This is a genomic window from Pseudomonas sp. 2848 (assembly GCF_003253945.1).
Classification (GTDB): domain Bacteria; phylum Pseudomonadota; class Gammaproteobacteria; order Pseudomonadales; family Pseudomonadaceae; genus Aquipseudomonas.
Genome location: NZ_QKZD01000008.1, coordinates 1 through 15,134, shown reverse-complemented (window position 1 = coordinate 15,134; position 15,134 = coordinate 1). Strand labels below are relative to the sequence as shown.

13 protein-coding genes are annotated in these 15,134 nt (G+C 65.8%); 6 read left to right on the top strand and 7 right to left on the bottom strand.

Features of this window, described 5'->3' with window-relative positions:
- Positions 1-34: 34 nt before the first annotated feature.
- On the bottom strand, positions 35-1,168 hold the full coding sequence (gene earP / locus DFS21_RS16795; RefSeq protein WP_110698153.1) for an elongation factor P maturation arginine rhamnosyltransferase EarP: 1,134 nt from the start codon (positions 1,166-1,168) through the stop codon (positions 35-37).
- A 135-nt stretch (positions 1,169-1,303) separates the two neighbouring features.
- On the opposite strand from earP, the gene DFS21_RS16790 reads away from it, so the two are divergent.
- Positions 1,304-1,702, top strand: a complete 399-nt coding sequence (locus DFS21_RS16790; protein ID WP_110698151.1) for a hypothetical protein — start codon at positions 1,304-1,306, stop codon at positions 1,700-1,702.
- Between the two features lie 2 nt (positions 1,703-1,704).
- Positions 1,705-2,187, top strand: a complete 483-nt coding sequence (locus DFS21_RS16785; protein ID WP_110698149.1) for a GreA/GreB family elongation factor — start codon at positions 1,705-1,707, stop codon at positions 2,185-2,187.
- 7 nt (positions 2,188-2,194) lie between these two features.
- Here the strand turns inward: DFS21_RS16785 and DFS21_RS16780 are convergent, their stop codons facing one another.
- A complete protein-coding gene (locus DFS21_RS16780; protein WP_110698223.1) occupies positions 2,195-3,124 on the bottom strand; it encodes a LysR family transcriptional regulator in 930 nt (309 codons plus the stop codon).
- A gap of 124 nt (positions 3,125-3,248) precedes the next feature.
- Here DFS21_RS16780 and DFS21_RS16775 point away from each other — a divergent pair, with 124 nt between their 5' ends.
- Positions 3,249-3,998, top strand: coding sequence for a 3-oxoacyl-ACP reductase family protein (locus DFS21_RS16775; RefSeq protein WP_111532679.1), 750 nt, complete (start codon positions 3,249-3,251; stop codon positions 3,996-3,998).
- Between the two features lie 169 nt (positions 3,999-4,167).
- Positions 4,168-5,355 (top strand): MFS transporter, encoded by a 1,188-nt coding sequence (locus DFS21_RS16770; protein WP_110698147.1) that lies wholly within the window; start codon positions 4,168-4,170, stop codon positions 5,353-5,355.
- A 138-nt stretch (positions 5,356-5,493) separates the two neighbouring features.
- Here DFS21_RS16770 and DFS21_RS16765 read toward each other — a convergent pair whose 3' ends face one another.
- The 5 genes from DFS21_RS16765 to DFS21_RS16745 form a co-directional block, all read right to left on the bottom strand.
- Entirely contained in the window at positions 5,494-6,846 is a 1,353-nt protein-coding gene (locus DFS21_RS16765) for a TolC family outer membrane protein (RefSeq protein WP_110698144.1), read from the bottom strand.
- Between the two features lie 9 nt (positions 6,847-6,855).
- On the bottom strand, positions 6,856-8,148 hold the full coding sequence (locus DFS21_RS16760) for an HlyD family type I secretion periplasmic adaptor subunit (protein ID WP_110698142.1): 1,293 nt from the start codon (positions 8,146-8,148) through the stop codon (positions 6,856-6,858).
- Positions 8,145-9,866, bottom strand: coding sequence for a type I secretion system permease/ATPase (locus tag DFS21_RS16755; protein WP_110698140.1), 1,722 nt, complete (start codon positions 9,864-9,866; stop codon positions 8,145-8,147). Before DFS21_RS16755 ends, DFS21_RS16760 begins: the two co-directional genes overlap by 4 nt.
- 44 nt (positions 9,867-9,910) lie before the next feature.
- Entirely contained in the window at positions 9,911-10,276 is a 366-nt protein-coding gene (locus tag DFS21_RS16750; protein ID WP_256591405.1) for an AprI/Inh family metalloprotease inhibitor, read from the bottom strand.
- A 64-nt stretch (positions 10,277-10,340) separates the two neighbouring features.
- Positions 10,341-11,798, bottom strand: a complete 1,458-nt coding sequence (locus tag DFS21_RS16745) for a serralysin family metalloprotease (RefSeq protein ID WP_110698136.1) — start codon at positions 11,796-11,798, stop codon at positions 10,341-10,343.
- A gap of 439 nt (positions 11,799-12,237) precedes the next feature.
- On the opposite strand from DFS21_RS16745, the gene DFS21_RS16740 reads away from it, so the two are divergent.
- A complete protein-coding gene (locus tag DFS21_RS16740; RefSeq protein WP_046856576.1) occupies positions 12,238-12,615 on the top strand; it encodes a hypothetical protein in 378 nt (125 codons plus the stop codon).
- Between the two features lie 235 nt (positions 12,616-12,850).
- Positions 12,851-14,980 (top strand): TonB-dependent siderophore receptor, encoded by a 2,130-nt coding sequence (locus DFS21_RS16735; protein WP_111532678.1) that lies wholly within the window; start codon positions 12,851-12,853, stop codon positions 14,978-14,980.
- The last annotated feature ends 154 nt before the right edge of the window (positions 14,981-15,134 follow it).

The window sequence follows — 15,134 nt, the reverse complement described above, 5'->3', positions numbered from 1 at the left end:
ATCTGGATGGATTTATAAAAATCGAGGCCGCGTATCATAGCGAATTTCGGTAAAACTGTACCAGCCTCGTGGCAAGGTCCGGCCGAGCGGCCTGCGTGGCCTGCCACTGGCGGGCATGTTCGCGCACTTCCTCCCAGTGTGGCTGCAGCGCCTGCCAGGCCTGCCCCATCGGGCGGTCCATGTTCCAGGCCCGCCACAGCTCGCTAAGCGCCTGCCCGGCGGCGGCCGACAACCCATGGCAATAAAGGGCGAGGAATGCTTCGAGCTTTTCCCAGTGGGCGTTCTCTTCCTGGATGTAGATGTGCCACAGCATCGGCACCCCAGCCCATTGCGCCCGCACGAACGAGTCCTCGCCGCGCACGGCGTTGAAATCGCAGCTCCACAGCAACCGATCGTAGTCGTCCTGGCTGATAAAAGGCAGCACCTGGACCGTCAAGGCGCCGCGCCGATGCAGCGCCCCCACGGCCAAGTCCGCCTCGCCCAGCCAATGGCCGAGGTCGCCCAGGATGCGCCCCTGCGGTACCAGCAGGTGGCTGGGGTGCGCGCCTTCGGCCAGTACGTCGAGCCAGTTGCCCAACTGTGGATTCTCGTAGGCGAACAGCGAGATCAGACGCGCCCCGGCCTCGGGGTGGACGCCCAGCCCTGCCAGGAACCTCGCCCGCTCATCCGGCGCCTGGCGGAACGCCTGGCAACGGGGCAGCAAGGCTGCTTCGCGCAGCAGGCCACCGGTCTTCTCGGTGAAACCCGGGAAGAAAAAGAACTTGCGCAACCCATTGGCCTGGGGCGACGGCAAGCCATGGCAGCCATCCACCCAGTCTTCGGCACTGAGGTAGTCCAGGTTCAGCCACAAGGGCGGCGTGGCCTGCTCGCCCATGGCCTCGACATAAGCCTGCGGTAGCTGGCAGGCGAAGGCGCCCACCACAACCTGCGCCGGCTCCGCACCTTGCCACGTGGCCGGCCAGTGGCGCACCTCGACCCCTTGCCGCCACTGCTGCTCGGCTTGGCTGTCGGCCTCTGGGCACAGGCGCACGAAGGCTTGCAGGTCATCCACCCACAGGCGCACGGCCAGGTCATGCTCGCTCGCCAGCTGGCGCGCCAGGCGCCAGGTGACGCCGATATCGCCATAGTTGTCGACGACCGTGCAGAAGATGTCCCAGGTGGTTTTCATCGCCACGTTCCGTTACCTGCGGAAAAAAGACCGCGGATTTTGCTGAAAAATGCCGGCCAACAAAAGCGCGGCGCTGAAAATACCTGCCGCGGCATGCGAGAATGGCGCCCTCGCCCCGCCTGCCAGGAGGCCATCATGCCCCGCCCCCGCGAATTGAAGATCACCCTGAAACCGGTGCAGCTGGTGCTGTGCGTCGCCCTCGGCCTGTGGCTCGGCGCATTGGCGATCGCCGTGAGCCTGTGGCTGGCCCTGCACCTGTGGCCACAGCAGGTGCAACCGCTGGTCGAGGCCACCGCCCCCGCGCAGGTCCAGCCTGCGCCAACCACTCCTCCAGCGCCACCGGTCGATGCCCAGGCGCAGATGTTCGAACATTACAAAGACATCCTGCACAAGCAGGAATTGCAGCAGGCCGCCGAGGCCGCCCAGGGCAACCCGCGCAACCTGAACAGCCCCAAGTGCCAGTTCTGGCTGCAGCAGAACCGCACCGCGCCGACCGACAAGAGCCAGGCCAACGTGCTGGAGTTCTGCTACTGACCATGGACAAGGCCACCCTGCTGCAGCGCATCGTCACCACCCTCGAGCACGACATGGAGGTGCTGCGCCGCGCCGCCCAGACCGCCTACGAGGCCGCCACCGCCGAAGAGAACATCGCCGAGAACAAGTACGACACCCTGGGGCTCGAGGCTTCGTACCTGGCCACCGGGCAGGCCCGACGCACCGCCGAGATCCGCCAGGCGCTGCAGACCTATCAGCAACTGGTGCCACGCGACTATGACCCGGCGCGGGGGATCCAGGTCGGCTGCCTGGTGACCCTGGAGGACGAACAGGGGCAGCGTCGCAGGCTGTTCCTCGGACCCGAAGGCGCCGGCTTGAAGATTGGTGAGGGAGAGGCGCTGGTGACGGTGATCACACCTCGCGCACCGCTAGGCCAGCAGCTGGTCGGCAAGCGCGTGGATGACGAAGTACGCCTGGGGCTGGCTGGGGTGGCCCAGGTGCAGTTCATCATTGATATCGCCTGACCGGGCGTTATCGCTGCAAGGCATCGAAGCGCTGTGCCAGCCCCTGCTCGGCAAACTGCTCCACCACGAAATCGATGAAGGCGCGGGTCTTGCCCGGCAACAGTTTGCGCTCGGCGTAGTACAAGCTGATGTGCCCATCGTCGACGTACCAGTCCGGCAGCACCCGGCACAGCCGGCCTGAGGCCAGGTAAGGCAAGGCGAACGGCAGGCTGACCAGGGCGATGCCCAGGCCCTGCTCGGCCACCGCGCAGGCAGCGTCCGAATCGCTCATGGTCAGGCGCTGGGGCAGCTGCAGCGGCTGTTGCTCCTGCCAGCGACTGGTCAGCGGCCAGCTGCGCACCCTGCCGGTCTGCGGCGAGCGGATGAGGATGCCGGCGCAAGCCTGCAACTGCTCCGGCCGGTCGATCGGCCCGTGCTGACGCACATAGCCCGGCGAGGCCACCAGCACCCGGTGCGCAGGCGTCAGCTTGCGTGCCACCACCCCAGGCGGCAGCTCGAAACCACCGCCGAGGGCGGCGTCGAAACCCTGGCCGATCAGGTCGACCTGGCGGTTGTCGAAATGCCAGTCCGCCGTCACCGCCGGATAGCGGGCCAGGAACTCGCCCAGCAACGGCAACACGTACAGGCGCCCGAACACCGTACCCATGCTGACCCGCAGCACGCCCGAGGGGTGGCCTTCGCAGTTGGCCAGATTGGCCACGGCATACTGGATGGTGCGAAAACTCTCGCTCACCTCGGCCAGAAAACGCTGCCCGGCCTCGGTCAGGGTCAGTTTGCGCGTGCTGCGCAGGAACAGGCGCACACCAAGCCGCGCCTCCAGCTGGGCGACGTTCTTGCCGACCGCCGCGGGGGTGAGCGAAAGGCGCCTGGCCGCTTCGGCAAAGCTGCCGACTTCGGCGCTGCGGATGAAGCATTCCAGGCTGCTGAAGGATTCCATCGCGGCCATTGCCAACTCCTGGTTTATTCTGACTGGCGTGATTGCCATCTTATCAATAGGTAATCGAGCGTCGATACTGTGTCCATCCAAGGCATCCGGCCTTGCTTGAACGCAGGAGATCAGCATGTCCCAAGCACTTCCCCTCACCGGCAAGGTGGCCCTGGTCCAGGGCGGTTCCCGTGGTATCGGCGCGGCCATCGTCCGCCGTCTGGCCCGCAACGGCGCCAAGGTCGCCTTCACCTATGTCAGCTCGAGCGCCAGCGCCGAGGCCTTGGCAGGTGAGATCAACAGCGGCGGCGGCCAAGCCCTGGCCCTGCGCGCCGACAGCGCCGACACCCAGGCCGTGCAGCAGGCCGTGGCCGACACCGCGAAGGCCTTCGGCGGCCTGGATATCCTGGTCAACAACGCCGGTGTGCTGGCGGTGGCGCCGGTCGCCGAGTTCGACCTGGCCGACTTCGACCGGCTGCTGGCGGTCAATGTGCGCAGCGTGTTCGTGGCCACCCAGGCGGCGGTGAAGCACATGGGCCAGGGTGGACGGGTCATCAACATCGGCAGCACCAACGCCGAGCGCATGCCGTTCGCCGGTGGCGCGCCCTATGCCATGAGCAAGTCAGCGCTGGTCGGCCTGACCAAGGGCCTGGCGCGGGACCTGGGGCCGCAGGGGATCACCGTCAACAATGTGCAGCCTGGGCCGGTGGACACCGACATGAACCCGGCCAGTGGCGAGTTCGCCGAGAGCCTGATCCCACTGATGGCCATCGGGCGCTATGGCCAGGCGGACGAGATCGCCAGCTTCGTGGCCTACCTGGCGGGGCCTGAGGCCGGCTACATCACAGGGGCGAGCTTGCTGGCCGATGGTGGGTTTGCGGCCTGAACAAACACCCTATCGCGGGGCAAGCCCGCTCCAACGCGCAGTCACGCGTGGGAGCGGGCTTGCCCCGTGCTGCTGTCAACACGGTTAAGTTGAAAACCATAAATTGGCATCATGCCGGGCACTTCCTGATACTTGTCGCTATTCAACCTTGCCTGCACCGAGACTGCCCATGAATTCCCCGACTCTGAGTCGCGCCCTGATCCTGCTGATGGCCACCGCCACCGGCCTGGCCGTGGCCAGCAACTACTACGCCCAGCCCCTGCTGCACAGCATCGCCGAGCAGTTCGGCCTGAGTACCGCCAGCGCCGGCACCATCGTCATCGCCGCCCAGCTCAGCTACGGCGCCGGGCTGCTGCTGCTCGCGCCACTGGGCGATCTGTTCGAGCAGCGACGGCTGATCGTCACCATGGTGCTGATCGCCACCGCCGGGCTGGTGATCAGCGCCTGCGCGCCAAGCCTGCCGTGGCTGTTGTTCGGCACGGCGCTGACCGGGCTGTTCTCGGTGGTGGCCCAGGTGCTGGTACCCATGGCCGCCGCGCTCAGTGCGCCGGATCAACGCGGCCGCGCCGTGGGCACGCTGATGAGCGGCCTGCTGCTGGGCATCCTGCTGGCGCGCACCGCCGCCGGCTTCATGGCCGAGCTGGGCGGCTGGCGCAGCATCTACGTGCTGGCCGCGGTGTTGATGGCCATCAGTGCCCTCGCGCTGTACCGCAGCCTGCCGCAACACCACAGCCACGCCGGCTTGAAATACCCGGCGCTGATCGGCTCGGTGTTCCGTCTGTTCGTAGAAGAACCGGTGCTGCGCCTGCGCTCGCTGCTGGGCTTGCTGGCGTTCAGCCTGTTCGCGCTGTTCTGGACACCGCTGGCATTCCTGTTGAGCGAGGCGCCCTACCATTACTCCGACGCGGTGATCGGCCTGTTCGGCCTGGCCGGGGCGATCGGCGCACTGGCGGCGAACTGGGCCGGGCGCCTGGCCGACCGCGGCAAAGGTTCGCTGGGCACCACCGTGGGGCTGTTGGCGTTGTTGCTGTCGTGGGTGCCGTTGGGGTTTGCGCAGAACTCGCTGGTGGCATTGCTGGTTGGGGTGCTGCTGCTCGACCTGGCGGTGCAACTGGTGCACGTGAGCAACCAGAACGCGGTGATCGTGCTGCGCCCCGAGGCGCGCACGCGGCTCAATGCCGGTTATATCACCTGCTACTTCATCGGCGGCGCGCTGGGGTCGCTGCTGGGGACGCAACTGTTCGAGGTGCATGGCTGGGATGGGATCGTGGTGGCCGGGCTGGTGATCGGTGCGCTGGCGCTACTGGTGTGGGGGCTGGCTGAGCGCAAGCGGGGAAAGGCAGCGGTGACAGCCTGAATGCTTTTCAGTGACTCGCCTACTAGCGTGGGAGCGGCGGTTCGCCGCTGCGACTTGCCCCGCGATGCGATATATGGCACCGGCTTCGCCGGTGATCGCGGGGCAAGCCCGCTCCCACGCTGGTAGGCGATCAGAGCATCAACCGGATTTGCCCTCAATAAACGCTTCGTCCACCCGCGCCAGCTGGGTTTCGCTCAACACCCCCGCCTGGTAATGCAGCTTGATCCACGCCAGCAGGTAGTCGTAGCGCGCCTGGGCCAGGTCGCGGCGGGTGGTGGCCAGTTGCTGTTCGGCGTTGAGCACATCCAGGTTCACCCGTTCGCCACCTTGCACGCTCTTGCGTGTGGACACCACCAGCGCCTCGGCCGCCACCAGCGCCCGCTCGTAGGCACGCAACTGGCTGGCGCCGGACTGGCAGGCGTTGTACTGCTTGCGCAGCTCGATCAAGGCGCTGCGGGTGTTGCCGTCGAGCTCGTACTCGGCCTGCTCCAGATGCCGACTGGCCTGGCGGGTCGAAGCCAGCACCCCGCCCCCGGCGAAGATCGGCACGCTGACTTCGATGCCCACGGTGTTGGTGTCGTAGCGCTGGTTGTAGGTGTTGCCGCTGTCCGACTCCTGGCGCCGCGAGGTGGCGAACGCGGTGACCTTGGGCAGGTGCCCGGCACGATTGCGCTCGACTTCGTAGCGCGCCACTTCCAGGGCCTGGCGCGATGACGCCAGTTGCGGGTTGTTGGCCAGGGCCCGCTCCTGCCAGGCCTCGTAGCCGCTGGGGTCGACCACTGGCAGGGCGAAGCCCAGGCGCAGCGGCGCCAGGTCCTCGACCCGCACCGCCGGCTCGCCAATCAGCGCGCCCAGTTCGCGCAGCGCGGCATCCTGTTCGTTACGCGCCTTGATCTCCTCGGCATCGGCCAACTCGTAGCGGGCCTGGGCTTCGAGAATATCGGTGCGCGTGCCTTCGCCTGCGTCGAACAGCCGCTGGTTCTGCTGGAACTGCTGGCGGTAGGCCTGCTTGCTGGCGACGCTGATGGCGATCTGGTCCTGGGCGAACAGCGCCTGGGTGTAGCTGGTCATCACCCGCACCAGCAGTTGCTGGCTCTGGTCGCGGAAGCTCTCGTCGGCGAACAGCGCCTGGGCCACGCCCTTGCGATAGCTCGAATAGGCTTCATAGTCGAACAGCGGCTGCTGGAGGATGAAGGTCGAGCCCATGCTGTTGTAGGTGCGGTCTTCCTTTTGCCGGCGTGAATCGCCGAGGTAGCGCACCTCGGAATCGTTGCGGCCCTTGTTGTAGCTGTACGACAGGCTGGGCAGCAGGCCGGCGCGGCCGATGGCGCGGTATTCCTGGCCGGCCTCGCGGGCCTTGAACGCCGCGAGGTAGGTCGGATCGCGGCGCAGGGCCTGCTCGTATACCTGGAACGGCCCCATGGCGGCTTGGGCGGCGGTCGGCAGCCAGGCGCAGGCCAGCAGCAACCCGATCAGTGGGAACTTCTTCACTGGCGGTCCTTATTGTTCGGTCAAGGCGGTGCCTGCACGGTCGAGCAGGGGTTTGAACAGGTAGTTGAGCAGCGAGCGCTCGCCGGTACGCACGAACAGCTCGGCGGGCATGCCCGGGCGGATCGCCAGCCCCTCGAGACGCGCCAGCGCTTCTTCGCTGACCGTGCTGCGCAGCACGTAGTACGGCTGGCCGCTGCGCTCGTCGATCAGCTGGTCGGCCGACACCAGCGCCACCTCCCCGGTCACCCGCGGCGTACGGTTCTGGTTGAAGGCGGTGAACAGGATGTCCACCGGCAACTGCGGTGCCACCTTGTCCACCAGGTTCACCGGCAGGCGCCCTTCCACTTCCAGCGCGGTGCCCTGGGGCACGATTTCCAGCAGGGTATCGCCGGCCCGCACCACGGCGCCTTCGGTGTGCACGCCAAGGTTTACCGCGATGCCGTCGGCCGGCGCGATGATCTCGCTGTGCTGCAGTTCAAAGTGCGCGGAGTTGAGCTGCTGCTCCAGGGTCGCGGCCTTGACCTGGGCTTCGGCCAGCTGACTGCGCACCTCTTTCTGGTACTCCTCGCGGCGCTGCTGCAAGTTGAGCCGGGCTTCGACGATCACCTGCTCCAGGCGCGCGCTTTCGCCGGCGTTCTGCGCCAGGTCGCGCTGCACCTGCGACAGCTGGCGCTGGTATTCCAACACGCGGTTGCGCGGGATATAGCCCTCGCCGGCCAACGGGCGCAGGCTGTCGAGCTGCTCGCGCAACGAGTCGGCCTGGGCCTGCAGGTCGCCGCGCGCCCGGCGCATGCCGGTCAGCTGGGCCTGGGAGCCGTCGATGCTGGCGGCCAGGGCGCCCTGCTCGCGGGCCTGGGCCTGACGGCGGCTGTCGAACAGCTGGCGCTGGCCTTCGAGGATCAGCGCCAGGCGGGCGTCGGCGTCTTCGAGCAACTCCGTGGGAAACTGCACCTGGCCGAGGTTGTCACGCTCGCTCTGCCAGCGTGCCAGGGCGGCGCGGGTCATGCGGTACTGGGCCTGCAGCGCATCGACGTCGGCCTGCACCTGGGTGCGGTCGAGGCGGAACAGCGGCTCGCCCTGGCGCACCAGCTGGCCTTCGCTGACCAGGATGCGGCTGACCACGCCCGCGCCCATGGACTGCACCGCCTTGCGCTTGCCCGACACCACCACGGTGCCTTGCACCGGCACGCCCTGATCGAGCGGGGCGAAGCTGGCCCAGGCCATGAAGCCGCCGAAACCGACCAGGGTCAGCCACCACCCCAGGCGGACATGGAAACGGGCATCACGGGTGTGCTGGCTCATGCGCCACCTCCGGCTTGCAGGGGTCGTTGCGCCGGGGCCTGGCCCATGGCGTGGAGGATATCGCGAGCCGGGCCGAAGCCCTGCATGCGCCCTTCGTTCATCACCAGCAGCTTGTCGGCCTGGGCCAACGCCGCGCTGCGGTGGGTCACCAGCACCACGGTGCGGCCCTGGGCCTTGAGCTGGACGATGGCGTTGGCCAGGGCGGCCTCGCCGTGGCTGTCGAGGTTGGAGTTGGGTTCGTCGAGCACGATCAGCCGGGCATCGCCGTACAGGGCGCGGGCCAGGGCAATGCGCTGCTTCTGGCCGCCGGAGAGGTCCACCCCCTCCTCGCCCAGGCGCGTGTCGTAGCCCTGGGGCAGGCGCAGGATCAGGTCATGCACGCCCGCCAGGCGAGCCGCCTCGACCACCTTGATGCCGTCCAGCTCGCCAAAGCGGGCGATGTTCTCGGCGATGCTGCCGCGCAGCAACTCAATGTTCTGCGGCAGATAGCCGATGTGCGGGCCCAACGCGTCGCGGTCCCATTGGCTGAGCTCGGCGCCATCGAGGCGGACATGGCCGCCGAGGGTCGGCCAGACGCCGACCAGCACCTTGGCCAGGGTCGACTTGCCCGACCCCGAAGCCCCCAGCACGCCGAGCAGTTCACCCGGCGCCAGGGCGAAGTTCACCTGTTGCAGGGTGGCCAAGTTACGCCCGGGCGGGCCAGCGCTGACCTGCTCCACCGCCAGTTGCCCGGTGGGCACCGGCAAGGGCATCGGCGTCGGCGGCTCGGGGTGTTCGCGCAGCAGGCCGTCCAGGCGTTGGTAGGCCAGCTGCGCACCGCTCCATTGCTTCCACACCGCGATCAACTGGTCGATCGGCGCCAGCACCCGGCCCATGAGGATGGAGCCGGCGATCATCATGCCCGGGGTCATCTGCCCCTCGATCACCAGCAGCGCGCCCAGCCCCAGTACCAGCGACTGCAGGCACAAGCGCAGGCCCTTGCTGGTGGCGGTGATCACCGCCGAGGTGTCGCTGGCCTTGTTCTGCAGGTCGAGAAAACGCCCGTGCAAGCTGTACCAACGCTGACGCAGGGCACCGAGCATGCCCATGGCCTGGATGCTTTCGGCGCTTTGCAGCTGGCTGCCAGCCAGCAGTGTCGATTGCTGCTGAATGCCACTGGCCTCGGCCAGGGTGGCGTGGGTGAGGCGCTCGTTGAGGATGGCCAGGGCAATCAACAGCAGCGCGCCGACCGTCGCCATCACGCCCAGCCAGACGTTGAAGGCGAAGATCACCGCCAGGTAGATGGGGAACCAGGGCGCATCGAAGAAGGCGAACAGCGCGGGGCCGGTGATGAACTGACGCAGTTGGGTGAGGTCGCCCAGGGCCTGGCCAGCGGCACCGTCACGCTGGCGCAGATTGCGTTCGAAGGCGGCGCGGTAGACCTTCATATTGAACGTCTTTTCCAACTGGTTGCCGACCCGAATGACAATGAAACTGCGTACGGCTTCAAGCCCGCCGATATAAACGAAGAAGCCGACCACCATCAGCGTCAGCACCCACAAAGTTGTCGTGCTCTGCGAACTCAGTACACGGTCGTACACTTGAAGCATATATATCGACGGCACCAGCATGAGCAAGTTGATCAATGCCGTGAAACAGCCGACGCTGATCAAGGTCGACTTATGTTCGCCGAGTGCCGCCCACAAAGGCGCCCCGGGCTTTTTGCTCGGTAGTTTCATGTTTCGCCCTTGCTTGCCTGAAACTTTTAAGTTTCAGGCCGGGGTTATTTGTCCAGGCGCTTGAGCACCAGTTGCGTACCGTCCGGCCGGGTCCAGGCGTAACGCCTGGCACCCTCGCGACTGAAGTGCACCACGCTGCTGCCGTCGCCGCCCACCAGGGCCAGGGTGTCGGGGGTTACCAGCCAGCTGCCGGGGCGCAGGCCCAGCAGGTCCCTGGCGCAATCCAGGTCGCCTTCGATTTCGCCTTCGTTGGCGCCCAGGTGCAGGTTGCAGGTTTGCGCCTGCGGCTGTTCGGAGTAAAGCGTCCAATCACCGGCCATTTGCGCGGCGCTGGGGAGTAACAGGCTGCTCGCCATACCTACCTCGGTCATCGACATCAGGGCAATCGCGGCCAGCGCGATCGTTCGCAAGGTTGCTTTCATTCGTCTGCCTCGCCGACAAAAGGGCGACGCGCGAACGCCGCCCCCTGGTACATCAGACCACGATGTCGGTGACAGCGGCCTGGCCAACGGTGGTCACCAGGAAATCAGCCGAGGCGTTTCCGGTGAAGTCGATGGACAGGCTGCCCAGGTTGGTGGCCTGGTCGTAGGTCAGCAGCGCCTCGCCGGCATGGCCGCTGAAGGCATTGACGAACTGCAGCGGCAGCTTGTTCACGGCGAACGCGGAGATGGCCGACAGGTCGATCTTGTCCACGCCCGAGGTGAAGTCCATGATGCGGTCCGGCGCCGCCTTGGTGGAGTCGCTGACGGCGGCGAACACGAAGGTGTCCGCGCCACTGCCGCCCCACAGCTGGTCGGCACCGCCGCCGCCGTAGATGATGTCGTTGCCGGCACCACCCTTGAGCACGTTGGCCAGCGCATTGCCGATCAGCAGGTCGTTGCCCGAGCCGCCGAAGGCGTTTTCGATGGTCACGCCCTTGGCGATGGATACGTTGCCGACCATGCCGCCGACATCAGAGAACGACGCTTCGTTGAGGTTGATCTTCTGGTTCTGGGTGAAGCCAGAGAAGTCGAAGGTGTCGTTGCCGCCACCGTCCCACACCGAGAACACCAGCTTCGACGAGGCCGAGGTGGCCGAGTAGAAGTCGCGATCAGCGGTGGAGTTGAAGCCGTAGGTGGTGTCGCTGGCGCGGGTGGCATAGTTGGCGCCGTAGAGCTTCTGGATCGCCAGGATGTCATCCATCAACGGAGCCGAGGCGTAGTACTGCCCGCCGCCCTTGATGAAGTTCTGCCCGTTGTTGCTTTCGCTCCAGTAGCTCATGACGCTGTAGCCACGGGTGTCCTGGGCGTAGTCGGCGTCACGGTAGGTCGGGTTGCCCTCGCCGGCGTTGTAGTCGCCAGGGTGGGACAGGCCGAGCACGTGGCCGATCTCGTGGGTCAGGGTCTGGCGCCCGTAGTTGCCGGTGCCCGGGGTGATGTTGACCTGGTAGCCGCTGTTGATCAGGTACCAGGACTCGCCCTTGTGCGAACCCGGGCCGTCGAACGGCAGGTAGGCAAATGCCGCGCCGCCGTTGCTGGCGCTGAAGTTACCGAAGGTCATGTGACCGTCGCCGCCCGATCCTGCCTCGGTGAAGGTGACCTTGGCCACGTCCGACCAGGACTGCATGGAGAGCTTGGCCTGTTGTTTCTGCAGGTCGCTGAACTGGCTGAACGAGCCCAGTCCGCGGCTGTAGAAGTCAGACGGTGCCTTGGTCAGGAAGGTGTAGGTGAGGCTGATCGTGCCGTCCTTGTTCAGGTCCTTCCAGGCTGCGCCATCACGCAGGAGGTGGTCGGCGGCCTGGTCGACCGTGAAGGACTTCTTGCCATTGATGTTCGCGCCGCCGCGATCGTACTGGTGGGCAAAGCTATCGATCAGGCCGAAGGACGAACTTGGTCCCTTCGGCTGCAGTGCGGAAACGGCCGAAACAATAGCGCTTTCTTTGACTTTCGACATGCAGGTTACTTCCTTGTTTACAAAAAAGCAGTTGATGTCAGACAGGATTTCCCACCTGGCGAGAACTTCCTGTCACTCGCCTTTATGAGGCGCAAAAAAACTGACACACATTGAAACTTAATGTCCAGCGTTTTTTGGCGCCATTTTTTCGTTTTCGAAAACTCAACTGCATCGCACTTATTTGCGCAAACTGCGATGGATCAATGGCGGCAGCTGCAAGCATTAGTTCCAATCATGCCCCCAGGGCTTTATAGACGACGATTCGAAGTTTACTTTCGAAAATGCGACTTGTGCCTGTGATTTGCCATCAACGCTTCGTTTAGGCGCTTTACTACGCGACGACCTGCCGCACGACCCTCCGTCGCCTCGGCGTTGACTTGCCAGCGTGCGGAGCGCTCAGTAGGCGTTGGTCAAAGCCCCTTCCTGACAGGACGACACAATGACAAGACTCACGGTGCAATCCGGCGATTTCTTGCAAGGTGAAGGCGAGTATCGCAATGGAGCGCTCACACTCAAGACCCCGCGCAGCCCTTCGCCCGGCGAGCGCATTTCACTGGCGCGGATCAAGGATCTGAAACTGGCCAACCTCGAGTCGACCCGCAGCCTGGGCACCGCCCTGGGCTGGGGGGTGGCCGGCGCCCTGGTGGCCGGCCCGGTCGGCCTGCTCGCCGGCCTGTTGCTGGGCGGCAAGGAGGAAGAAGTCACCTTCCTCGCCACCTTCAAGGATGGCCGCAAGCTGTTGGCCATCACCGACGGCAAGACCTGGTCGAAGATCGACGACAGCTGGCGCCGGCACCAGCGCCCGGCGGCGGCCTGAATCACACCCCGCTTCGTTCGTATTGACTGTACTGGCGTCATCGCCGGCAAGCCGGCTCCCACAGGAAACGCGCATGCCTCTGCATTGCGCGGTATCGGTGGGAGCGGCGGTGCGCCAATCCCATGTCTGCACCCTGCATCCCTGAAAGGCTCGGCAGCCTGCTACCATGGCGCCCTTTTGCCTGCCCGACAGCTGCCGAGCGATAACGGCGCGTCCGCTTTTCAAGGAGCCTTGCATGACCCCGCTTCGCCCCCGCCTACCCTTGGGCCTGCTCGGCCTGGGCCTTGCCCTGCACAGTGGCCATGGCCTTGCCGACGACAGTGTGGCCCTGGCCCCCGTGCGCATCTCGGATGTTCAGGACAGCGGCTACCAGGCACGCGAAGCCCAGGTCGGCGGCCTGCACAGCACACCGCTGCTCGACACCCCGGCAGCGGTCAGCGTGTTCAGCCGCCAGCTGCTGGACGACCGCCAGGTGCGCAAGCTGAGCGAGGTGCTGCAGAGCGATGCCTCGGTGGGCGAAAGCTATGCGCCGATCGGCTACTACGAAAACTTCAACGTGCGCGGCTTCGAGCTCAACGCTGCCAGCAGCTACCGGGTCAACGGCCAGACCATCGCCGGCGAGCAGAACGTGGCGCTGGAGAACAAGCAGCAGGTGGAGCTGCTCAAGGGGCTGTCCGGGTTGCAGAGCGGCGTGTCGGAGCCCGGCGGATTGGTCAACTATGTGACCAAGCGCCCGGAGGATGTACGCAGCCTCAGCGTGTCGAGCAACGAACAGGGCGAACGCTACCTGGCCACCGACCTGGGCGGCTGGTTCGGCGCCGAGCGCCAGCTGGGCCTGCGGGTGAACCTTGCTCACGAGGATATCCGCTCGTATGTCGATCATGCCGACGGCAAGCGCGATTTCGCCTCCCTGGCCCTCGACTGGCAGCTCAACCCGAATGCCGTGCTGGAGCTGGATGCCGAATACCAGCACCGCGAGCAGTATTCGGTGCCGGGGTATCAACTGCTCGGCGGCACCCAACTGCCCCATGGCGTCGACCCCAAGGATCACTTGGCCTGGCAGTCGTGGGCCAAACCCGTGCAGAACGACTCGCTCAACCTGGGCGGGCGCTTCAAGTACCAGTTCAACGACAACTGGAACGGTACCTTGAGCGCCTCGCGCAGCAAGGTGGTAATCGATGACTACAGCGCATTCGCCTGGGGTTCGAGCGAAGGGTCCTACTTCGGCAGCAATGGCGACTACGACATCTACGATTTCCGCAGCCCTGACGATACCCGTCGCATCGACGAAGCCCAGGCCACGCTCGACGGGCGCTTCGATGCCTTGGGCGTGAGCCATGAGCTGACCGTCGGCACCAGCGCCCAACGCCGCACGCTCGATCAGCGACCGGGCTACAACGAGTGGCGAGGTACGGGCAACATCCATACCGGTGCGCCAGCCGTGGAGCCATCGGACAAGCCCATTGGCAGCAGTGAGCGTCGCCTGGACAGCCGCCAGTACGGCCTGTTCTTCAGCGACCGCATCACCTTCAACGACAATTGGCAGACCGTGATCGGCGCACGGGAAGTGCGCCTGGACGAAAAGACCTGGGACCAGAATGGCGTTGCCGGGCGCCACACCCGACAGTACCAACTGCTGCCCAACGCAGCTTTGATCTACAAGCCGCAGCCGGACACCACCTTGTACGCCAGCTATGCGAAAGGCTTGTCCTCAGGTGGCACCGCCCCCTGGTATGCCAGCAACGCGTTCGAAATCCTCGCCCCCACCCTGTCGCGCCAGCTCGAAGTCGGCATCAAGCGTGACTGGCAGGGCATGAGTTTCAGCGCGGCCCTGTTCCAGATCCGCCAGGCCTACCAGTACGCCCGCCCCGATGAAAACCCGGCGCCGACCTACGTGCAGTCGGGCCAGCAGAAAAACACCGGCCTCGAACTCGGCGCCAGCGGCTGGGTCACCTCCAACCTGCAGATCCAGGCCAGCGCCGCGGCGATCCGCGCCCGGGTGCAGAACAGCGACACCGTCGCCTACGAAGGCCACCAGGCGATCAACGTGCCGCGCCTGCGCGCCGCGCTGCAGGCCGACTACGCCCTCCCCGTCCCCGGCCTGGCCCTGCTCGGCGGCGCCCGCTACAGCGCCAGCAAGTACGCAAGCTCTGCAGGCAATGTCGAAGTCGGCGGCTACACCGTGTTCGACATCGGCAGCCGCTACCGCACGAACATCGGCGGCTACGACACCGTGCTGCGCCTGACCGTGGACAACGTCTTCGACAAGCGCTACTGGCGCGACGTGGGCGACTACCTGGGCGACAACTACCTGTTCCAGGGCGCGCCGCGCACGGCACGGCTGTCGGCCTCAGTAAGTTTCTAAAGGGGCTGCTTCGCAGCCCATCGCCGGCAAGCCGGCTCCCACAGGAGATCGCATTACCTTGTGGGAGCAACTGTCTTGAGGGGATTTTTTTAGAAAGATCCTTTCAGACATAGCTTCGCCAGCGACTCCCTCCAGATGGAGTCGCTGGCGAAGC